Below are 20,441 nucleotides of genomic sequence, written 5' to 3'. Positions count from 1 at the left end.
CTCTCCTCAGAATCCGGCGGCCGCGCCGTTGCTGCGCGGGTCAAATGCCCCTTCGAACACCCCGTTGGGGTGGCGGACAATCGCGCCCGCGTGGCCCATCGCTTCGCTGAAGTCAGGGAATATTTCCACCTCATGTCCGAGCGCCTGAAGCCGTGAGACCGTCTCAGCGCTAAAGCGACCTTCAAGTTTTAGCGTGTCAGAGGTTTGTCCCCAGGTGCGACCGAGCAGCCAGCGCGGGCGGGAAATGCTTTCCTGTAATGGCACGCCCTGAATCGCGTAGCGGGTAAAGAGCGCAGCCTGGGTTTGCGGCTGGCCGTCGCCGCCCATCGATCCGTAGACCATTACGCGCCCGTCATTAAGACGCGCCGCCGCCGGGTTCAGGGTATGGAAGGGCTGCTTGCCCGGCGCGAGGGCCAGAAGATGATTCGGATCGAGGCTGAACGATGCGCCCCGGTTCTGCCAGACGATGCCGGTGTCGGGCAGCACCACGCCGCTGCCGAACTCGTGATAAAGACTCTGGATAAACGACACGGCGAGCCCGCTGCTGTCCATTACACCCATCCACACCGTGTCGCCGGGGCCTTTTCCGGTGCCCCACGGCGCGGCGCGGCTATCGTCAACCCTGTCGGCAAGCGCCTGAAGGGCGGCGGGGTCCAGCAGACCCTGAATATCGGTTTTCAGCTCGCGCGGGTCGGTGATGTGGGCATCGCGCAGGCCAAAGGCCAGCTTGGTGGCTTCAACGATGCGGTGAATGGTTTGCGCGTCGTCGGCCTTCGCCATGTTCAGGCGGTCGGTGATGCCGAGTATCGCCAGCGAGACCAGCCCCTGCGTCGGCGGGGCGTGGTTAAAGATCTCCCCCTGCTGATGCTGCAGCTTCAGCGGCGCGGTGCGTCGGGCAGCGTGTGCGTTAAGATCGGCCAGCGTCACGGGCAGGCCCAGCGTCTCCATGCCGCGCGCCAGCACGTCCGCCAGCGGGCCTCGGTAAAAGCTATCCAGACCGTCTTCCACCAGGCGCGTCAACGTCGCGGCCATGGCCGGCTGATAAAAGCGGCTGCCGACCTGCGGCGGCTTGCCGTCTACCAGCCAGGTTTCCGCGAAGCCGGGGATATCCTTCAGCTCGTCGAATTTACTGGCCGTGGCGTGGGCCTGAGAGGCCGTGACCGGCGTGCCGTTCTGCGCATAGTCAATGGCGTCGGCCAGCAGGCGAGCCAGCGGCAGCGCCTTGCCGGTCATCTCGCGCGAGACCTTCAGCGCCTCGTCCCAGCCGCTCACCGTGCCGGCGACGGTCAGCGCCGCGCGGGGGCCGCGGTGGGGGATATGCGCCAGACCGTCGTAGGCGGCGAGCGTTGCGCGCGATCCCGCCGCGCCGCTGGCATCAATGGCGACAGGTTCGCCTTCCGGCGGCACGATGAGCCAGAAGCCATCGCCGCCCAGCCCGTTCATGTGCGGATAAACCACGGCAATGGTGGCCGCCGCGGCGACCATCGCCTCTATCGCGCTGCCGCCTTCGCGCAGCACCGCCAGCGCGCTCTGGCTGGCAAGATGGTGGGGCGCAACGGCCATGCCGTGCGTGGAGACATTACTTTGCATGAAGCGTCCTCGTAACCCTGAAAGTCACAAGGTGCTGCAAAAGCTGTTCCAGTTCTGAAAGAAAAGTTTCAGTAAACTGGCACGTATAATGAATACGCAGAATAAAAGGTACAATGTAATGAAACAAAAGTTACAGAGGCGCTATGGAACAGTTAGATGAACGTCTGAAAGCACAGTACCCGTCGCTGTCGCCGCAGGAGCAGCGGGTGGCGGATTTTATTTTCGACCATTTTGACGATCTGATTAGCTACAACAGCGCCGAGCTGGCGCAGCTGAGCGGGGTGTCGAAAGCCACGGTCAGCCGTCTGTTTAAGCGTCTGGGATATGAGAAATATAAGGACATGCGCGACGAGCTGCGCACCCTGCGCCAGAGCGGGATGCCGCTCACCGATAACCGCGACGCGGTGCAGGGCAATACGCTGCTGGCGCGCCACTATAAGCAGGAGATGGTGAACCTGACCCAGTGGGTCAATGCCCTCGACGCGCAGCAGTTTGCCGACGCCATGGCCTGCATGGTGAAGGCGCGGCGCATCGTCATTATCGGCATGCGTAACGCCTATCCGGCGGCGCTGCACCTGCGCCAGCAGCTGCTCCAGGCGCGCGGTCAGGTGCTGGTCCTGCCGCAGCCCGGGCAGAGCCTGGGCGAAGAACTGGTGGATTTAACGCCGGACGATCTGGTGGTCATGATGGCCTTTCGCCGCCGCCCGCGCATTATCCGCCCGCTGATGCAGCAGCTTCAGAGCAGCGGCATTCCGGTGCTGCTGATGTGCGAGCCGCAGGCGCACAGCCTGTTTCCGCTGGCGAACTGGCAGCTCTGCGCCCCGCTGGACAGCGTCTCCGCGTATGACAGCTATTCCTCGGTCAACAGCCTGATTAACCTGCTGGCTAACGCCTTCCTGCATGAAATTCTCGATAAAGGCCGTCCGCGCATTCACGAGATTGCCTCCCTCTACCAGCAGCTGGACGAACTCGAACAGCGATAATGGGGCATCAGGCTGGTGCTTTTGCATTAAAATGGTGCGATAGGGCGGGGTGAAAATGGAGAATGTTTTCGCCCCGTCCGCTTTTTATCAGGCCTCACAACAATATTTCCCGCTTCGCCTTATCTGGCACATTAGTTGCAAAATCCATTTAAACGAATCTTTTGTTTCATGCTAACGTTACGGGGAAGCACCATGAAAAAACTGTTGATTGCACTGGTCGGGGCCGCATGCCTCTTCACACAGCTGCCGGCAAAGGCTGACCAGCTTCAGGATATTGAGAAGCGCGGCACGATTCGCATTGCCGTGCCGCAGGACTTCCCGCCGTTTGGCTCGGTGGGGACCGATCTGCAGCCGCAGGGCTATGACATCGACATGGCGCGCTATCTGGCCAAACAGATGAAGCTCAGGCTACAGCTGGTGCCGGTGACCAGCGCCAACCGCGTGCCGTACCTGCAAACCGACAAGGTGGATCTGGTTATTTCCAGCCTCGGTAAAAACCCGGAGCGCGAGAAGGTGATCGACTTCAGCCGCGCCTATGCGCCGTTCTTCCTCGGCGTGTTTGGCCCGAAAGGCGCCGAGCTGAAGGACGCCGCCGCGCTGAGCGGAAAAACCATCGGCGTGACGCGCGGGGCGGTGGAAGACATGGTGCTGACCGGCCTGGCGCCGAAAGATGCGGCCGTGAAGCGCTACGAAGACAACAACACCACGCTCTCCGCCTACCTCTCCGGGCAGGTGCAGTACGTAGCAACCGGCAACCTGGTGGTGGCGGCCATTTCGCGCCAGAACGCGGATAAAGCCCCGGTGCCGAGCTTTATGCTAAAAGATTCGCCGTGCTTTATTGGCCTGAAGAAAAACGAACCGGCCCTGAAGGCGAAAGTGGACGCTCTGATTGAGCAGGGCATCAAGGACGGAACCCTGAACGGCCTGTCTGAGCAATGGCTGAAGGCCCCGCTGCCGGCAAGCATCGGCGCTTAAGGCTATGGCGGAACAACTCGATTTTGCAGCGCTCTGGCCGTACTGGCCGGAGCTGCTGGCGGGGCTGTGGGTCACCCTTCAGCTGACGGTGATGGCGACCGTCGGCGGGCTGGCAACAGGGATTGTCGGGGCGGCGATCCGCAGCGGCCGCACAACCTGGTTTAGCCGGATCTGGGGCGCCTACGTGGAGATCGTCCGCAACACGCCGTTTGTGGTGCAGCTGTTTTTCATCGTCTTCGGCCTGCCGAACCTGGGGCTGAAGATGACGGCGGGGGAAGCGGCGCTGCTGGCCATGATTGTGAACCTCGGCGCGTACAGCACCGAGATTATCCGCGCGGGCATTCAGGTCACGCCGAAAGGGCAGTGGGAAGCCGGACGCGTGCTGGGGTTGACCCGTCTGCAGACCTTTGTCCGCGTGGTGCTGCCGCCCGCGCTGCAGCGCATTTACCCGGCGCTGGTGAGCCAGTGCATCATCGTGATGCTCGGCTCGTCGGTGGTGTCGCAAGTCTCGTATGAAGAGCTGACCTTCGCCGCCAACCTGATCCAGTCCAGAACCTTTTTGAGCTTTGAGGTCTATCTGGTGATAACCGGCATTTACTTAGCGCTGTCGATGACCCTGCGCCAGCTGATGATGGCGGCAGGACGCAAATGGCTGGGGGTGCAGGCATGATGACCACCTTTACCGACTGGGACATTATTCGCAACCTGCTGCTGGCCGGACGCTGGACGGTGCTGCTGTCGCTGGTAGCGTTTGTCGGCGGGGCGGCGGTGACGCTGCCGCTCCTGCTGCTGCGCCTGACGGGCGCACGCACGGTGAAGCGCATTATCCGCGGCTACATTGAGCTGTTCCAGGGCACGCCGCTGCTGATGCAGCTGTTCCTGGCCTTCTTCGGCGTGGCGCTGTTCGGCATCGACGTTTCGCCGTGGACCGCCGCCTCGCTGGCGCTCACCTTCTACACCAGCGCGTTTCTGCTCGATATCTGGTACGGCAGCATTCGCGCGCTGCCGAAAGGGCAGTGGGAAGCCTCGCGCTGCCTGGGGCTGACCTTTGGCCAGACCCTGTTTCGCGTGGTCGCCCCGCAGGCGCTGCGCATCGGCATCGCCCCGACGGTCGGCTTTGCGGTGCAGGTGATCAAGGGCACCGCGCTGGCGTCGATTATCGGCTTTATCGAGCTGACCAAGGCCGGGACCATGCTGACCAACGTGACGTATCAGCCGTTTAAGGTCTTTGCGCTGGTGGCGCTCGGCTACTTTATTCTGTGTTATCCGCTGTCGCGCTACAGCCGCTATCTGGAGACGAAATTCAATGCCTCTCATCACCATTAATCAGGTGCAGAAGTACTACGGCGATAACCACGTGCTCAAGGGCGTCGATCTGGATATCGACATGGGCCAGGTGATCTCCATTATCGGGCGCAGCGGGTCGGGCAAAAGCACGCTGCTGCGCTGCATCAACGGGCTGGAAGGGTATCAAGACGGCAGCATCAAGCTGGGCGGCATGACCATTACCGACCGGGACTCCCAGGCGCGTGAAATCAGCCGCTCGGTCGGGATGGTGTTCCAGAGCTTCAACCTGTTCCCGCACATGACGGCGCTGGAAAACGTGATGCTCGCCCCGCGTCGGGTGCTGAAGAAAAGCGCCGCCGAATGCCGCGAGCTTGCGCAGCGCATGCTGGAAAAAGTCGGCCTCGGTGACCGTCTGGATTACTACCCGTCGAGCCTCTCCGGCGGCCAGCAGCAGCGCGTGGCCATTGCCCGGGCGCTGGCCATGTCGCCTAAAGTTTTACTCTGTGACGAGATCACCTCCGCGCTCGACCCGGAGCTGGTGGGCGAAGTGCTCAGGGTGCTGGAGCAGCTGGCGGCCGAGGGGATGACGCTGATCCTCGTGACCCATGAAATGAATTTTGCCCGCGAAGTGGGCGACCGCGTGGTGTTTATGCACCAGGGGAAAGTCTGGGAGCAGGGCGACAGCAAAACGCTGTTCGCCAACCCGCAGACCACGGAACTGAAGCAGTTCATCTCCTCCGTGCGCGGCCTTAACTGATAAGGACTTAACAATGGATATCGCACGCTTTTCGCAAATCAACCCGCCCCCTCGCCTGCTGATGGGGCCGGGCCCGATCAACGCCGACCCGCGCGTGCTGCGCGCCATGTCGAGCCAGCTGATCGGCCAGTACGATCCGGCCATGACCCACTACATGAACGAGGTGATGGCGCTCTATCGCGGGGTGTTCCGCACCGAGAACCGCTGGACGATGCTGGTGGACGGCACCTCCCGCGCGGGAATTGAAGCGGTTCTGGTCTCCGCCATTCGCCCGGGAGATAAGGTGCTGGTGCCGGTCTTTGGCCGCTTTGGTCATCTGCTGTGCGAAATTGCCCGCCGCTGCCGCGCGGAGGTGCACACCATCGAGGTGCCGTGGGGCGAGGTGTTTACCCCGGATCAGGTGGAGGATGCCATTAAGCGTATTCGTCCGCGCCTGCTGCTGACCGTGCAGGGCGACACCTCCACCACCATGCTGCAGCCGCTCGCCGAGCTTGGCGCCATCTGCCGCCGCTACGACGTGCTGTTTTATACCGATGCCACGGCCTCGCTCGGCGGTAACGCACTGGAGACCGACGCCTGGGGGCTGGATGCGGTGTCGGCCGGGATGCAGAAGTGCCTCGGCGGCCCGTCGGGCACGTCGCCGATCACCCTGAGCGCGCGCATGGAGGAGGCGATCCGCCGCCGCAAATGCGTTGAGGAAGGCATTCGCACCGACGCCCACCGCGACGGCGACGAGGAGATGATCTACTCCAACTACTTCGATCTCGGCATGGTGATGGACTACTGGGGCCCCGAGCGGCTGAACCACCACACCGAAGCCACGACCGCGCTGTTTGGCGCCCGCGAATGCGCGCGGCTGATCCTGCAGGAAGGGCTGGATAACGGCATCGCGCGTCATAAGCTGCACGGCGATGCGCTGCTGAAGGGCATTCAGGCGATGGGGCTGGAGACCTTCGGCGACCTGAAACACAAGATGAACAACGTGCTGGGCGTGGCGATCCCGCAGGGCGTCAACGGCGACCAGGTGCGCAAACTGATGCTGGAGGATTTCGGGATTGAAATCGGCACCTCGTTTGGCCCGCTGCACGGCAAAGTGTGGCGCATTGGCACCATGGGCTACAACGCGCGCAAAGACTGCGTGATGACCACCCTGAGCGCGCTGGAGTCAGTGCTGAACTACCTGAAGTTCACGACCACGCAGGGTGCCGCCATGCAGGCCGCGTGGGAACACTATCGCCGCGAGACGCCGCAATGAGCCCGGCGGCAGAACGGGTGATGGTGCGCGCCGACGCGCTGGCCGCCATCAGCGAAACCCCGGATGCGCTGACAAGGGTCTATCTCTCACCGCAGCATCTGCAGGCCAACCAGCAGGTCGGGGAGTGGATGCGGCAGGCGGGAATGACCGTCTGGCAGGACGGCGTGGGCAATATCTGTGGACGCTATGAGGGCGCGCAGGAGGGGGCGCAGGCGGTACTGCTCGGTTCGCATCTGGATACCGTGCGTAACGCGGGGCGCTACGACGGCATGCTCGGCGTGCTCACCGCCATTGAGGTGGTGGACAGCCTCCACCAGCAGGGGCTGCATCTGGCCCAGGCTATCGAAGTTGTCGGGTTTGGCGACGAAGAGGGGACCCGTTTTGGGATCACCCTGTTAGGCAGCCGGGGCATTACGGGCACCTGGCCGCAGGGCTGGCTGGAGACGTGCGATGCCCACGGCGTCAGCGTGGCGCAGGCGATGGTGCAGGCGGGGCTCGATCCCGCCCGCGTGGCGCTCGCGGCACGCCATCAGGACGATTTCAGCGCCTGTCTTGAACTGCACATCGAACAGGGGCCGTGTCTGGAGCAGGCAGGGCTGGCGCTGGGCGTAGTGGAAGCCATTAACGGCGCGCGCCGCCTCAGCTGCCGCTTTACCGGGGAGGCCGGACACGCGGGCACCGTGCCGATGAATCACCGCAAGGACGCCCTGGCCGCCGCCGCCGAGTGGATGGTGCTGATCGAAAACACCACCCGACAGCGGGGCGGTAATCAGGTGGCGACGGTCGGTGAACTGCGCTGCCTGCCCGGTGCGGTCAACGTGATCCCGGGCGAGGTTGCGCTCTCGCTGGATATTCGCGGTCCGCAGGATGCCCCGCTTGACGCGCTGCTTGCTGAACTGCTGGCGCAGGCGCAAACCATCGCCGCTCGTCGCGGCCTGAGCTTCGGCGCCGAGGAGTTTTACCGGATCGCCGCCACGCCGTGCGAAGCGCGCCTGCAACATCTGCTGGGGGACGCCGTTACGTCGGTGCAGGGGCGTTCGTTATCGCTGCCGAGCGGTGCCGGACATGACACCATCGCGCTGGCAGAACGCTGGCCGGTCGGCATGCTGTTTGTGCGCTGCAAAGGAGGCGTCAGCCACCATCCGGCAGAATCGGTGATGGCTGACGATGTTGCCCTGGCGATTGAGGCGTTTGGGCTGGCGGTGAGAAAGCTGGCTGACGGTGGCGCGCGTTAAGCCACCGAACGCACCGCATCTTCGATATCCGCGCTCACCCGGACATCCTGCTCGTCAAAGACCATGCAGTGGCGATCGTCGAAGGCCACGTCTATCTTCTGCCACGGGGCGAACTTAACGTCGCCCGGCAGCAAGATCTTGACGTTGTCGTGGCCGTAGCACTGGCCAAACAGGTAGGTGTTGTTCCCGAGTCGTTCAACCACTTCGCAGTGAAACTCCAGCGGCGTGCCCAGGCGAAGGTCAGTGGTTAAATGTTCCGGACGGATGCCCAGCGTGACCTGACTGCCCGGCTGCAGCGGCGTGGTGGTCACGGCGAGCGTCAGTGATTTCTGCTGCGACAATCTCACCGTCAACGCGTCCGGCTGCCATGCTTCAACCGTGGCCGGCATGAAGTTCATCTTCGGCGAGCCGATAAAACCGGCCACGAACCTGTTCACAGGCTTGTAGTAGAGATCCATCGGCGCGCCCATCTGCTCCACTTTGCCGTAGTTCATCACCACAATTTTATCGGCCAGCGTCATGGCCTCAATCTGATCGTGGGTGACATACACCATGGTGGTTTTCAGCTCCTGGTGCAGACGGGCGAGGTGCAGGCGCATCTCCACGCGCAGCTCGGCATCCAGGTTGGAAAGCGGCTCATCGAACATAAAGACGCGCGGATTACGCACGATGGCGCGGCCAATCGCGACGCGCTGACGCTGGCCGCCGGAGAGCTGTTTGGGTTTGCGGTCCAGCAGGTGAGAAAGCTGCAGCGTTTTGGCGACCATCTCGACCTGATGGCGGATCTGATCTTTCGGCACTTTATTCACCTTCAGCCCGTAGCCCATGTTTTCGGCCACCGTCATATGCGGATAGAGCGCGTAGGATTGAAAGACCATCGCCACACCCCGATGGGAAGGGGCGATGTCGTTCATCACCTCGTTACCGATCAGCACTTCACCCTCGCTTATCTCCTCCAGCCCGGCAATCATGCGCAGCATAGTGGATTTGCCGCAGCCGGAAGGCCCGACGAATACGGCAAACTCACCGTCCTCAATATCAAGATTAACGTTGTGGAGCGTGACGGTGTCGCCAAAGCGCTTGGTGACATTCCTCAATTGTATGTTCGACATCTGTGTTCCCCAGGTAAACCGCCGAATATGTTTTACGTATAACAATTATGTTCAACGTGGCCGGACGGTGCAATTTGTCTGCCCTGACTATAACTTCCAGCATTCATGCACCCTATACAGATATTCCATTAATGTTATGACGATCACACAACTTACAGTTTTATGTAGAGTTATCATGATGTGAAGGGTAGCGTATAACAAACCAAAGGTATTTGATGTCAGACGTACAGCGCCAGTTTTATCAGGATGTATAGCGGGGTTTGTAGGGCGTCAGATGCAATAACAACCATAAAATTGTTATACCTTCACATGAGGTTGATAATGAAAAAGAACATACTCGCTGCTCTGATCCTCACTACGCTCGCGGTACAGGCTCACGCCACCGCGCAGCTTAACGTCTGGGAAGACATCAAGAAGTCGTCCGGTATTAAAGATGCGGTCGCGGACTTTGAAAAACAGTACGACGTTAAGGTCAACGTGCAGGAAACCCCTTACGCACAGCAGCTGGAAAAACTGCGCCTGGACGGCCCGGCAGGCATTGGCCCGGACGTGCTGGTCATTCCTAACGATCAGCTGGGCGGCGCCGTCGTGCAAGGGTTATTGACCCCCCTGAATCTGGAGGCTAAGCAGACCGAACAGTACACCCCGGCCTCGATTAACGCCTTCAAAATGGATAACGCCCTCTACGGCGTGCCGAAAGCGGTTGAGACGCTGGTGCTGATCTACAACAAAGATCTCATCGACAAGCCGCTCAGCTCGCTGCAGGACTGGTATGACTTTTCTAAACAGCAGCGCGCAAAAAACCAGTACGGCCTGCTCGCCAAGTTCGATCAGATTTATTACAGCTGGGGCGCGATCTCCCCGATGGGAGGCTACATCTTCGGTCAAAACGGCAAAGGCGGCTATAACGCCAGCGACGTCGGCCTGAACAAGCCGGGCGCGGTAGAAGCCGTGACGTACCTGAAAAAATTCTACGCTGACGATATTTTCCCGGCCGGGATAGTCGGTGACAACGGCTTGAACGCTATCGACTCCCTGTTTACCGAGAAGAAAGCGGCAGCCGTCATCAACGGCCCGTGGGCGTTCCAGCCGTATGAAGCGGCAGGCATCAACTACGGCGTGGCGCCGCTGCCCACGCTGCCGGACGGCAAGCCAATGAGCTCCTTCCTCGGCGTGAAAGGCTACGTTGTTTCCACCTGGAGCAAGGACAAAGCGCTGGCGCAGAAATTTATTGAATTCATCAACCAGCCGCAGTACGTGAAAACCCGCTACGTGGCCACGCGGGAGATCCCGCCGCTGACCGCAATGATCGACGACCCGGTTATCAAGAACGATGAGAAGGCGAGCGCCGTTGCGGTGCAGGCCGCGCGAGCCACCGCCATGCCGGGCATCCCTGAAATGGGCGAAGTCTGGGGACCGGCCAACGCCGCGCTGGAGCTGAGCCTGACCGGCAAACAGGATCCCAAAGCCGCGCTGGACAGCGCAGAGAAACAGGTCCAGATGCAAATCGAAGCCATGCAGGCCAGCAACCAGTAATTTTCTGACGTCGCAGAACGGGAGGTCACTCTCCCGTTTTATTGAAAGGAGTTGTCTGTGAGTATCATCCCGGAAAATTTTGCCAGATCGCACGGGGCCGGGCGTCACGCCTGGACCGGCCTGCTGCTGGCGGTCATCCCCGGCTTCGGCCAGTTCTATCATCGCCAGTGGCTGAAGGGCGTTATCTTCCTGGTGCTGCTGGCCAGTTTTATCGGCGTTTTTGCCGATTTCCTGCGCGAAGGGCTGTGGGGGCTGGTGACGCTGGGGGAGGAAGTGCCGCGGGATAACTCCATCTTCCTGCTGGCAGAAGGGATCATTAGCGTACTGATCGCCGCATTTGGCGTAATGGTGTATTACCTGTCGATGCGCGATGCCTGGGTTAACGGTCGAAAACGCGATGAAGGGCTGGGGCTAAACAGCGTGCGTAAACAGTATCAGATGCTGCTGAGCGACGGCTTTCCGTATCTGATGATCACGCCGGGCTTTATTCTGCTGGTGTTTGTGGTGGTTTTCCCGATCCTCTTTGGTTTTGCCATCGCCTTTACTAACTACAATCTTTACCACACGCCGCCGGCTAAGCTGGTGGACTGGGTTGGGTTTAAGAACTTCATCAATATTTTCACACTCTCCATCTGGCGCTCAACCTTCTTTGACGTCCTGCAGTGGACGGTGGTCTGGACGCTGCTCGCCACCACGCTGCAGTGCACCGTGGGCGTGCTGCTGGCTATCCTGGTGAACCAGAAAGATCTGCGCTTTAAGCCGCTTATCCGCACCATCTTCATTCTGCCGTGGGCGGTGCCGGGCTTTGTCACCATTCTGGTGTTTGCCGGAATGTTCAATGACTCCTTCGGTGTGATTAACAACGCCATTCTGGCCTTCTTCGGCATTGCGCCAAAAGCCTGGATGACCGATCCGTTCTGGACCAAAACGGCGCTGATCCTGATGCAGACCTGGCTCGGCTTCCCGTTTGTTTTCGCCATGACCACCGGCGTGCTGCAGGCGATCCCTGACGATTTGTACGAAGCCGCCAAGATGGACGGGGCCAGCAGCGCGACCAGGCTGCGCACCATCACGCTGCCGCTGGTACTTTATTCCATTGCGCCGATACTGATTACCCAATACACCTTCAACTTCAATAACTTCAACATCATCTACCTGTTCAACAACGGCGGGCCGGCGGTGGTGGGGTCCAATGCGGGTGGGACAGATATCCTGGTGTCGTGGATCTACAAGCTCACCATGTCGTCGTCGCAGTACGCGATTGCGGCGACCATCACTATCCTGCTGTCGATCTTTGTCGTCGGCCTGGCGCTGTGGCAGTTCCGCGCCACCAAATCTTTCAAAAACGACGACATGGCGTAAGGGACGTAACAATGGCTCAATCACAAAGTATTAAACGTGAGAAGTGGGTACGCCTCTCGCTCTCGTGGCTGGTTATCGTGCTGGTGTCGACGATTATCATTTACCCGCTGGTGTGGACGGTCGGCGCCTCGTTTAACGCGGGTAATAGCCTGCTCAGCTCCTCAATTATTCCTGAGAACTTTTCGGTGCAGCACTACGCCGACCTGTTTAACGGCCAGGTGAACTACATGACTTGGTACTGGAACTCGATGAAAATCAGCTTCCTGACCATGGTGTTGACCTTAATTAGCGTCAGCTTTACCGCCTATGCCTTTTCGCGCTTTCGCTTTAAGGGACGCCAGAACGGGCTGATGCTGTTCCTGCTCCTGCAGATGATCCCCCAGTTCTCGGCGCTGATTGCCATCTTCGTGCTGTCGCAGCTTTTGGGCCTCATCAACAGCCATCTGGCGCTGGTGCTGATCTACGTAGGCGGCATGATCCCGATGAATACCTACCTGATGAAAGGCTACCTCGACGCTATCCCGAAAGATCTGGATGAATCCGCGCGCATGGACGGGGCCAGTAATTTCCGGATTTTCATCGAAATTATCATGCCGCTTTCGAAGCCGATTGTGGCGGTGGTGGCGCTGTTCTCCTTCACCGGGCCGCTGGGGGATTTCATCCTCTCCAGCACTATTTTGCGCACCCCGGACAAATACACCTTACCCATCGGGCTCTATAACCTGGTGGCGCAAAAAATGGGTGCCAGCTACACCACCTACGCGGCAGGCGCGGTGTTGATTGCGGTGCCGGTAGCGATCCTCTATCTGGCATTACAAAAATACTTCGTCTCCGGCCTGACCTCCGGAAGTACCAAAGGATAATCATGAAAAGACTCAAACCTGCTTTACTTGCCGTTTGCCTCTCATGTGGCCTTGCCGCGAGCGCATTTGCTGCGGAGGCGGTGAAAACGCGTCCTTTTAACGCCATGCCCGCGGACTTTATCAAGGGCGCGGATATTTCGACACTGCTGGAAGCAGAACAACACGGCGCGAAATTCTATAACCAGAACGGCCAGCAGCAGGACGCTATTGCTATCCTCAAAGCTAACGGCGTGAACACCGTGCGCCTGCGCCTGTGGGTAGACCCGCAGGATGCGAGCGGCAATACCTACGGCGGCGGCAGTAACAGCCTCGAAAACACGGTTGCGCTGGCGAAGCGCGTGAAGGCGCAGGGCCTGAAGCTGCTGCTCGACTTCCACTACAGCGATTTCTGGACCGATCCGGGCAAACAGTTCAAGCCAAAAGCCTGGGAGAAGATGGACTACCCGCAGCTGAAAACGGCCATTCATGACTACACCCGCGACACGATTGCCCGTTTTAAGAAAGAGGGCGTATTGCCGGACATGGTGCAGATAGGCAACGAAATTAACGGCGGTTTGCTCTGGCCGGAAGGGAAAAGCTGGGGGCAGGGCGGCGGCGAATTTGACCGCCTGGCCGGGCTGCTTAACGCCGCGATTGGCGGGTTAAAAGAGAACCTGACCGACGGCGAGCAGGTAAAAATTATGCTTCATCTGGCCGAAGGCACCAAAAATGACACCTTCCGCTGGTGGTTTGATGAAATCACGAAGCGCGACGTGCCTTTCGATATCATCGGCCTGTCGATGTACACCTACTGGAACGGCCCGATTAGCGCGCTGAAGACCAACATGGATGACATCAGCAGGCGCTACAACAAAGACGTGATTGTGGTGGAAGCGGCCTATGGCTATACGCTGGAGAACTGCGATAACGCCGAGAACAGCTTCCAGGCCAAAGAAGAAAAGGACGGCGGCTATCCCGGCACCGTTCAGGGTCAGTACGATTATATTCACGATTTAATGCAGTCCGTTATTGATGTGCCTGACCGTCGCGGCAAGGGCATCTTTTATTGGGAGCCGACCTGGATAGCCGTTCCGGGCACCACGTGGGCCACCAAAACCGGCATGAAATATATCCATGACGAGTGGAAAGAGGGTAATGCCCGCGAGAATCAGGCGTTATTTGATTGTCAGGGTAAAGTGCTGCCGTCAATAACGGTATTTAACTAGTTTTTATCTCCATTCAGGACGTTTTTAATATGAATAAATTTGCGCCTTTAAGTCCAAAGGTCGCGGCGTTATTGCATGGCGCCGACTATAACCCGGAGCAATGGGAGAATTACCCCGGTATTATTGAAAAAGATATCGCCATGATGCAGCAGGCGAAATGTAATGTCATGTCGGTGGGGATATTTAGCTGGGCGAAACTGGAGCCGCAGGAAGGGGAATATGATTTTGCCTGGCTGGACAGCATTATTGAAAAACTCTATGCAGCGGGCATTCATATATTTCTCGCTACGCCGAGCGGCGCGCGTCCGGCATGGATGTCGCAAAAATATCCGCAAGTGCTGCGCGTCGGGCGCAACCGCGTCCCCGCGCTGCACGGCGGGCGCCATAACCACTGCATGTCGTCTCCGGTCTATCGCGAAAAGACGATGAAAATTAATAGCCTGCTGGCGGCGCGCTATTCGCATCATCCGGCGGTGCTGGGCTGGCATATCTCCAATGAGTACGGCGGCGAATGCCACTGCAGCCTGTGCCAGGAACGCTTCCGCGACTGGCTTAAGGCGCGCTACAAAACCCTCGACGCGCTGAACCATGCGTGGTGGAGCACCTTCTGGAGCCACACCTACACCGACTGGTCGCAGATTGAATCCCCCGCGCCGCAGGGGGAAGTGTCGATTCACGGCCTGAATCTCGACTGGCGCCGCTTCAATACCGCGCAGGTCACCGATTTTTGCCGGCATGAGGTGGCGCCGCTGAAGGCCGCCAATGCCGAACTGCCGGTGACGACCAACTTCATGGAGTATTTCTACGATTACGACTACTGGCAGCTGGCGAAAGCGATCGACTTCATCTCATGGGACAGCTACCCGATGTGGCACAAGGAGAAAGACGAAACGCAGCTGGCCTGCTATACCGCCATGTACCACGACATGATGCGCAGCCTGAAGGGCGGCAAACCCTTTGTGCTAATGGAGTCTACGCCGAGCACCACCAACTGGCAGCCGACCAGCAAGCTGAAAAAGCCGGGGATGCATATTCTCTCCTCTATTCAGGCGGTGGCGCACGGTGCGGATTCTGTGCAGTACTTCCAGTGGCGTAAGAGTCGCGGGTCGGTGGAGAAATTCCACGGTGCGATTATCGATCACGTGGGGCATCTTGATACCCGCGTCGGGCGCGAAGTGACGCGTCTGGGGGAGATGCTGGCGCGTGTGCCTGATGTGGTGGGGTGCCGCACCGACGCGCGCGTGGCCATTATCTTCGATCAGCAAAACCGCTGGGCGCTGGACGATGCCGAAGGCCCGCGCAACATGGGGCTGGAGTACGAAAAAACCGTCAACGAACACTATCGTCCGTTCTGGGAAAAGGGCATCGCGGTCGACGTCATCGACGCTGACGGCGATCTGAGCCGCTACGCGCTGGTGATTGCTCCCATGCTCTACATGGTGCGCGAAGGTTTCGCCGAGCGGGCGGAAGACTTTGTGGCCGCGGGCGGGCATCTGGTGACGACCTACTGGAGCGGGGTAGTTGATGAGACCGACCTCTGCCACCTCGGCGGTTTCCCGGGCCCGCTGCGCAAGCTTGTGGGCATCTGGGCGGAAGAGATTGACTGCCTGGGCGAGGGGGAGCGAAACCTGGTTCAGGGGCTGGCGGGCAATGCGGCGGGCCTGCAGGGGCCGTATCAGGTCAGGCATCTGTGCGAGCTGATCCATACTGAATCCGCGCAGGCGCTGGCAACCTACCGGGATGATTTCTACGCCGGTCGCCCTGCGGTGACGGTCAACCGCTTCGGCAAAGGCAAGGCGTGGCACGTGGCGTCGCGCAACGACCTGCCGTTCCAGCGCGATTTCTTCGCCGGGATTATCGACGAGCTGGCGCTGCCGCGCGCAGTCGAAGGGGATTTCCCTCCGGGCGTGGTCGCGACGGCGCGCACGGATGGCGAAACCGCCTGGGTGTTTGTGCAGAACTACACGGCCCAGCAGCAGCTCATCACGCTGCCGCAGGGGTATACCGACTGCATGACCGACGCCGCCGCGGCGGGCGATACCGTGCTGCTGGCGTGGGACTGTCGGGTGCTTAAGCGCAAAGCGTAGTTGATTTTCTCCCTCTCCCTGTGGGAGAGGGGTGGGGTGAGGGCATCAGACCGCACCGTCCCGGTAACAAGGCACAAAACGCCTGCTCTACGAGCGGGCATTTTTTTATCTGCATAACAGAGAGGCGTATTATGGACAGTCAAATTACCCAGCGTTTAATTCCGGCATTTGGCGGCGACGATAATATCGAGCACGTCGAAGCCTGTATTACCCGCCTGCGCGTGACGGTAAAAGATTTAAATAAGGTCGATTCACAGGCGTTACAGAATGAGGGGGCGCTGGGGGTGATTATTATCGGCCAGCAGGTGCACGCTATATTCGGCAGGCAGTCTGATACATTACGGAAATTATTAGACGAACATTTCAATCAGTAAATATAAAAAAGGGATAGCCAAAGGAATGGCTATCCCAAAGCAGTAAAATAGACTGCCAGTGGTTGGAGATACAATAACGATTAACGCAAATTATGAATGAAAGCTTACCACCAGGCCTCGACCTGCACGCCAAAGTTCCAGGTATTATTCGCGGTGCCATCTTCGAAGGATTGCCCTTTTTCGGAATCATTCAGGTAAGAGGCAAAGACGCGCAGTTCAGGACGCGACATAAAATCAGGACCGTCTGCCAGCCCCAGCGCGATGGTGTACTTCTCGCCGCTCTGCTTGTACTTAGAGCCGTCGGTGTAGGTATCTTGCTGGTAGAAACCGCCGACTTCACCAATCAAGCGCACGTATTCGGTGAACTGATACTGCGCGCGGCCCACCAGCGACACCAGGCGTGATTTGTCCGTGTACTGCGTGGTGTCGTCCGCCGAGCCCCAGGTCAACACGTGGTTGAAGGAGAACTTGTCGGTAATCGGAATTAAGCCGGTGTTAATCACGCGGTAGCCGGTGGCGTCGTTGACGTAGTTCCACATGTCGTACCAGCCGCCACCCTGAGACACCATGTTCTGGGCCAGACCTTTATTGGCGTACTGCAGCACCAGCTTGTTATAGCCGCCAAACATATCCTGGCTGATCTCACCGGTGACCATCACGCCGTTATCGGCTTCGTACAGCCCGCCGTACTCTTTCTGCTTGTTGGTCGGGTTTGGCATGGCGTAGTCAATACCCACTTCCGTCCACGCGCCCGCCCACGGCTTCCAGCCCGCATAGCGAAGGTCGATGTAGTTGATATTAACGTCGCTGTCGCCATCCACGCGGTAGTCCACGTCGTTGGCATCGCCGCGGATCCACGCAACGGAGACTGCGCCCGGGCCAAGCGTGTAGTTCTCGATACCCGCACCGGAGCCGGAAATATTCCAGTATTTGGTATCAATGATGTGCAGGTCATGGCGCTGGTAGTAGCGCTTACCGCCCCAAATCACCGCATTGGGATCCCCGGGGATCAGCCCCTTGATCTGCAGGTTAAGCTGGCGCAGGCCGAACTGGGCATCGTCGTCTAAGGTGGTTTCATTGTCGTTGGAGCCGTCTGAGACCATGCTCACCATGCTGTCGAGATAGAAACTGACGTCGTTCTTTTTGTATACCTCCGAGCCTAGCTCCAGCTCGCCGTAGGTGTCGGCCTCGTTACCCAGACGGCCAATTTTGTTCTTTTGCCACTCCTCCATCCCACCATCCCGTGAGACGCCCACGCCGGAGCGAAGATATCCATGAAAATCAATCGGTACTGAAGACGCTGCAAACAGCGAAGGAGATGCCAGCACGGCAGCCAACGCAACGGATACAGAGCGGATCGTCGTGTTCATTGTAACCCTCTTATTGTTTTGTAATACGTTCACAAATCCGCTGTCATAAAATGCCTAAACCCGTTAACTGGCAATTGCACGATCCGAAATGTGTGATTAACTGCAAATAAAATAGACAATTTTGTTACGAGTGATGAGATCTGACACAAATTATGGCATTGTGAGCGTCATACTTTTTGATGGCGTTATGTCCGCGGCGAGAGGGTGATAAGCGTTTTTTTTCAGCACCCCTGTTACAATCAGCGCATAACAACATAAGGAACCGGACCATGAAGTCGAAAAGCGCAACGTTAGAGGACGTGGCACGCCATGCGGGCGTCTCCTATCAGACCGTGTCCAGGGTACTGAATAAATCCGCCAATGTATCCGACGCCACGCGCAGCAAGGTGGAGAAATCCATAGAGTTATTGCGGTATGTACCCAACCGACTGGCTCAGCAGCTGGTCGGCAAGCAGAGCCAGACCGTTGGGCTAGTGACGATTTCGCTGGCGCTGCACGCGCCTTCGCAGGTTGCGGCGGCGGTGAAACGCTATGCCAATGTGGAAGGCTACCAGGTACTGATCTCAATGATTGATGAGAACGTCAACCACAGCATCCAGGATTCTATCAACGAGCTAAAATCCCAGCTGGTGAGCAAAGTGATCATCAACGTGCCGCTGGAGGCTGAAGCGGCGCAGAAAATAGCTACCGACAACGATGACATTGTCTGCCTGTTCCTCGACGTGGACCCGTACAGTTCCGTGTTTAACGTTTCGTTTAACCCGGCGGACGGTACACGCGCCAGCGTCAAATATCTTTACGAACTGGGGCATCGCGACATTGCCCTGTTGGCGGGGCCGGCGTCTTCCGTGTCGGCGCAGCTGAGGCTGAAAAGCTGGATCGAGACCCTGAAGGGCTACGGCCTGGAGCCGGCATCGATCATTCGCGGCAACTGGGATGCGCAAAGCGGTTATTCGGGAGCGTTGCAAATGCTGCGGGAAACGGCTCAGTTTACCGCCGTGCTGGTGGCTAACGACCAGATGGCGCTCGGCGTGCTGAGCGCGTTCCATCAGCAGCAGATTTCAATTCCGGGCGAGAAGTCGGTGATTGGCTACGATGACACCTATGAAAGCTCGTTCTTCTACCCGGCGCTGACGACGGTATCGCTGGACTTAGATCTGCAGGGTAAAGAGGCGGTGCGCCGTATTCTCGACAGCGGTGAAGAGAATGCCCAGCGCATGTCCTCGATTTTACCTGCCCGTCTGGTGGTGCGTCAGTCCACCGGGCCAAAAGGGGAGAAGGGGAAAAACCTGCAGGCGCTTGCCCAGCAGCTGCGTGAGATCGCGCATCAGCTCGGCGATGCGTAGCGAAGTGAGCACCTCAATCACGTGAATGAGGTGCTTGCAGGCCTACTCCAGCCCCAGGGTGTACTGGGCAATTTTGAAGTAGATAATCAGCCCGGTCCCGTCAATCAGCGTGGCGATAAAGGGTGCGGACACCACGGCAGGGTCGATCCGGCAGCGCTTGAGTACCATCGGGATCACGGACGACACAATCGCACTCCACAGCGTAATGCACACCAGCGTCAGGCTGACGATAAGCGTGATTTCCAGCCCGATACCCATCATCCAGGCGCGAATACACCCGGCAATTCCGAGCGTGGCTGCAATCATCAGCGAGGTGGTCATCTCTTTGCGCAGCACGCGCCCGACGTCGCGCAGGTGGACTTCCCCGAGCGCCATCGCGCGCACCAGCGTGGAGGTGATCTGCGTCCCGCTGTTGCCGCCCGTGCCAATCAGCAGCGGAATAAAGAACGCCAGCGCAATGGCGGACTCCAGCGCCTCTTCGAAATGCTGGATCACCGAGCTGGTGTAAGCCTCCGCGACAAACAGCAGCAGCAGCCAGACGGAGCGTTTCTTCCACAGGCTATACGGGCTGGTTTCCAGATACGGCTTTTCCAGCGGTAGCGTCGCCCCCTGAAGCTGGGCATCTTCGGTGACGTCATCTTCCAGCAGATGGGCGATTTCGCGCTCGGTCAGGCAGCCGACCAGCTTGCCGTGCGTGACCACGGGAACCACATCCGCCCCGGCGTGCGCCAGCACGCCTGCCACGTCCGCACGTTCATCTTCGGGTTTAACCTGAATAAATTCCGAAATCATCAGCGCCTTAACGGACTGCAGCGTATCGGTGGTCTGCAAGAGTTTGCGCACGGCAATCATGCCCGCGAGACGGCCATTGTCTTCAATAAAAATATGCGACGGAATATCGTCGTCTTTTAATTTTTCAAAAAACTGCTCACGCGCGAGGGCCACGCATAATGAAATATCAAGGACGATAAAGTCGGTATTCATATATTGCGCGATCGCGCTGTCATTGAATGCCAGATTTTGGTTGTGAATAGCGTAAGACATAGTGAATTCCCTTTGAATAATAAAATCTCTCAGGGGCGAGCAAGACAGGGCATGTCGAAG

At 58.8% G+C, this 20,441-nt stretch carries 18 protein-coding genes; 14 read left to right on the top strand and 4 right to left on the bottom strand.

What is annotated here, in order from left to right; genetic code table 11:
* Positions 1–6: 6 nt before the first annotated feature.
* Positions 7–1,590 carry an oxamate amidohydrolase gene (gene hpxW, locus D5067_RS14695; RefSeq protein WP_119934780.1) on the bottom strand — a complete coding sequence of 528 codons (1,584 nt, stop codon included), beginning with the start codon at positions 1,588–1,590 and terminating at the stop codon, positions 7–9.
* A 143-nt stretch (positions 1,591–1,733) separates the two neighbouring features.
* On the opposite strand from hpxW, the gene hpxU reads away from it, so the two are divergent.
* The 7 genes from hpxU (at position 1,734) to hpxK (ending at position 8,082) form a co-directional block, all read left to right on the top strand.
* Positions 1,734–2,573, top strand: coding sequence for a MurR/RpiR family transcriptional regulator HpxU (hpxU, locus tag D5067_RS14690; RefSeq protein ID WP_119934779.1), 840 nt, complete (start codon positions 1,734–1,736; stop codon positions 2,571–2,573).
* A gap of 192 nt (positions 2,574–2,765) precedes the next feature.
* Positions 2,766–3,548, top strand: coding sequence for a transporter substrate-binding domain-containing protein (locus D5067_RS14685; RefSeq protein ID WP_119934778.1), 783 nt, complete (start codon positions 2,766–2,768; stop codon positions 3,546–3,548).
* Between the two features lie 4 nt (positions 3,549–3,552).
* Complete coding sequence (locus tag D5067_RS14680; protein ID WP_119934777.1) at positions 3,553–4,218, top strand: amino acid ABC transporter permease; 666 nt, start codon at positions 3,553–3,555, stop codon at positions 4,216–4,218.
* Positions 4,218–4,874, top strand: a complete 657-nt coding sequence (locus D5067_RS14675) for an amino acid ABC transporter permease (protein WP_162497933.1) — start codon at positions 4,218–4,220, stop codon at positions 4,872–4,874. Before D5067_RS14680 ends, D5067_RS14675 begins: the two co-directional genes overlap by 1 nt.
* On the top strand, positions 4,855–5,592 hold the full coding sequence (locus D5067_RS14670) for an amino acid ABC transporter ATP-binding protein (RefSeq protein ID WP_119934775.1): 738 nt from the start codon (positions 4,855–4,857) through the stop codon (positions 5,590–5,592). The genes D5067_RS14675 and D5067_RS14670 overlap by 20 nt, the downstream gene beginning before the upstream one ends.
* Positions 5,593–5,605: 13 nt before the next feature.
* Complete coding sequence (pucG, locus tag D5067_RS14665) at positions 5,606–6,847, top strand: pyridoxal-phosphate-dependent aminotransferase family protein (RefSeq protein ID WP_119934774.1); 1,242 nt, start codon at positions 5,606–5,608, stop codon at positions 6,845–6,847.
* Positions 6,844–8,082, top strand: coding sequence for an allantoate amidohydrolase (hpxK, locus tag D5067_RS14660; protein WP_119934773.1), 1,239 nt, complete (start codon positions 6,844–6,846; stop codon positions 8,080–8,082). Before pucG ends, hpxK begins: the two co-directional genes overlap by 4 nt.
* On the opposite strand, the gene D5067_RS14655 is transcribed toward hpxK, so the two are convergent.
* The gene (locus D5067_RS14655) at positions 8,079–9,194 is read right to left on the bottom strand and encodes an ABC transporter ATP-binding protein (protein WP_119934772.1); all 1,116 of its coding nucleotides are present in this window, start codon (positions 9,192–9,194) and stop codon (positions 8,079–8,081) included. The genes hpxK and D5067_RS14655 overlap by 4 nt on opposite strands.
* Positions 9,195–9,515: 321 nt before the next feature.
* On the opposite strand from D5067_RS14655, the gene D5067_RS14650 reads away from it, so the two are divergent.
* The 6 genes from D5067_RS14650 to D5067_RS14625 all read left to right on the top strand — a co-directional run bounded on the left by D5067_RS14650 (position 9,516) and on the right by D5067_RS14625 (position 16,621).
* Positions 9,516–10,730 (top strand): extracellular solute-binding protein, encoded by a 1,215-nt coding sequence (locus D5067_RS14650; protein WP_119934771.1) that lies wholly within the window; start codon positions 9,516–9,518, stop codon positions 10,728–10,730.
* Positions 10,731–10,787: 57 nt separating this feature from the next.
* Complete coding sequence (locus tag D5067_RS14645) at positions 10,788–12,092, top strand: carbohydrate ABC transporter permease (protein ID WP_119934770.1); 1,305 nt, start codon at positions 10,788–10,790, stop codon at positions 12,090–12,092.
* A gap of 11 nt (positions 12,093–12,103) precedes the next feature.
* Positions 12,104–12,955 carry a sugar ABC transporter permease gene (locus D5067_RS14640; RefSeq protein ID WP_042715482.1) on the top strand — a complete coding sequence of 284 codons (852 nt, stop codon included), beginning with the start codon at positions 12,104–12,106 and terminating at the stop codon, positions 12,953–12,955.
* 2 nt (positions 12,956–12,957) lie between these two features.
* Positions 12,958–14,160 carry a glycoside hydrolase family 53 protein gene (locus D5067_RS14635; protein WP_119934769.1) on the top strand — a complete coding sequence of 401 codons (1,203 nt, stop codon included), beginning with the start codon at positions 12,958–12,960 and terminating at the stop codon, positions 14,158–14,160.
* A 29-nt stretch (positions 14,161–14,189) separates the two neighbouring features.
* Positions 14,190–16,247: a beta-galactosidase gene (locus D5067_RS14630; protein WP_119934768.1), complete on the top strand. Its 2,058-nt coding sequence runs from the start codon at positions 14,190–14,192 to the stop codon at positions 16,245–16,247.
* Between the two features lie 131 nt (positions 16,248–16,378).
* Entirely contained in the window at positions 16,379–16,621 is a 243-nt protein-coding gene (locus D5067_RS14625; RefSeq protein WP_072250618.1) for a PTS sugar transporter subunit IIB, read from the top strand.
* A 104-nt stretch (positions 16,622–16,725) separates the two neighbouring features.
* Here D5067_RS14625 and D5067_RS14620 read toward each other — a convergent pair whose 3' ends face one another.
* Positions 16,726–17,991 (bottom strand): maltoporin, encoded by a 1,266-nt coding sequence (locus tag D5067_RS14620; protein WP_119934767.1) that lies wholly within the window; start codon positions 17,989–17,991, stop codon positions 16,726–16,728.
* A 269-nt stretch (positions 17,992–18,260) separates the two neighbouring features.
* On the opposite strand from D5067_RS14620, the gene D5067_RS14615 reads away from it, so the two are divergent.
* Positions 18,261–19,337 carry a LacI family DNA-binding transcriptional regulator gene (locus D5067_RS14615; protein ID WP_119934766.1) on the top strand — a complete coding sequence of 359 codons (1,077 nt, stop codon included), beginning with the start codon at positions 18,261–18,263 and terminating at the stop codon, positions 19,335–19,337.
* Positions 19,338–19,379: 42 nt separating this feature from the next.
* Here the strand turns inward: D5067_RS14615 and D5067_RS14610 are convergent, their stop codons facing one another.
* Positions 19,380–20,381 carry a magnesium transporter gene (locus tag D5067_RS14610; RefSeq protein ID WP_108416058.1) on the bottom strand — a complete coding sequence of 334 codons (1,002 nt, stop codon included), beginning with the start codon at positions 20,379–20,381 and terminating at the stop codon, positions 19,380–19,382.
* Positions 20,382–20,441: the final 60 nt, after the last annotated feature.

This window comes from Enterobacter huaxiensis, assembly GCF_003594935.2.
Lineage (GTDB): Bacteria > Pseudomonadota > Gammaproteobacteria > Enterobacterales > Enterobacteriaceae > Enterobacter > Enterobacter huaxiensis.
The sequence above is the reverse complement of the archived record's forward strand: the minus strand, read 5'-3'. Positions and strand labels throughout refer to the sequence as shown.

What these genes read in the sequence shown, in the direction of transcription:
- hpxW (WP_119934780.1), bottom strand. Translation starts at nt 1,590, where the DNA reads ATGCAAAGTAATGTCTCCACGCACGGCATGGCCGTTGCGCCCCACCAT.
- hpxU (WP_119934779.1), top strand. Translation starts at nt 1,734, where the DNA reads ATGGAACAGTTAGATGAACGTCTGAAAGCACAGTACCCGTCGCTGTCG.
- D5067_RS14685 (WP_119934778.1), top strand. Translation starts at nt 2,766, where the DNA reads ATGAAAAAACTGTTGATTGCACTGGTCGGGGCCGCATGCCTCTTCACA.
- D5067_RS14680 (WP_119934777.1), top strand. Translation starts at nt 3,553, where the DNA reads ATGGCGGAACAACTCGATTTTGCAGCGCTCTGGCCGTACTGGCCGGAG.
- D5067_RS14675 (WP_162497933.1), top strand. Translation starts at nt 4,218, where the DNA reads ATGACCACCTTTACCGACTGGGACATTATTCGCAACCTGCTGCTGGCC.
- D5067_RS14670 (WP_119934775.1), top strand. Translation starts at nt 4,855, where the DNA reads ATGCCTCTCATCACCATTAATCAGGTGCAGAAGTACTACGGCGATAAC.
- pucG (WP_119934774.1), top strand. Translation starts at nt 5,606, where the DNA reads ATGGATATCGCACGCTTTTCGCAAATCAACCCGCCCCCTCGCCTGCTG.
- hpxK (WP_119934773.1), top strand. Translation starts at nt 6,844, where the DNA reads ATGAGCCCGGCGGCAGAACGGGTGATGGTGCGCGCCGACGCGCTGGCC.
- D5067_RS14655 (WP_119934772.1), bottom strand. Translation starts at nt 9,194, where the DNA reads ATGTCGAACATACAATTGAGGAATGTCACCAAGCGCTTTGGCGACACC.
- D5067_RS14650 (WP_119934771.1), top strand. Translation starts at nt 9,516, where the DNA reads ATGAAAAAGAACATACTCGCTGCTCTGATCCTCACTACGCTCGCGGTA.
- D5067_RS14640 (WP_042715482.1), top strand. Translation starts at nt 12,104, where the DNA reads ATGGCTCAATCACAAAGTATTAAACGTGAGAAGTGGGTACGCCTCTCG.
- D5067_RS14635 (WP_119934769.1), top strand. Translation starts at nt 12,958, where the DNA reads ATGAAAAGACTCAAACCTGCTTTACTTGCCGTTTGCCTCTCATGTGGC.
- D5067_RS14630 (WP_119934768.1), top strand. Translation starts at nt 14,190, where the DNA reads ATGAATAAATTTGCGCCTTTAAGTCCAAAGGTCGCGGCGTTATTGCAT.
- D5067_RS14625 (WP_072250618.1), top strand. Translation starts at nt 16,379, where the DNA reads ATGGACAGTCAAATTACCCAGCGTTTAATTCCGGCATTTGGCGGCGAC.
- D5067_RS14620 (WP_119934767.1), bottom strand. Translation starts at nt 17,991, where the DNA reads ATGAACACGACGATCCGCTCTGTATCCGTTGCGTTGGCTGCCGTGCTG.
- D5067_RS14615 (WP_119934766.1), top strand. Translation starts at nt 18,261, where the DNA reads ATGAAGTCGAAAAGCGCAACGTTAGAGGACGTGGCACGCCATGCGGGC.
- D5067_RS14610 (WP_108416058.1), bottom strand. Translation starts at nt 20,381, where the DNA reads ATGTCTTACGCTATTCACAACCAAAATCTGGCATTCAATGACAGCGCG.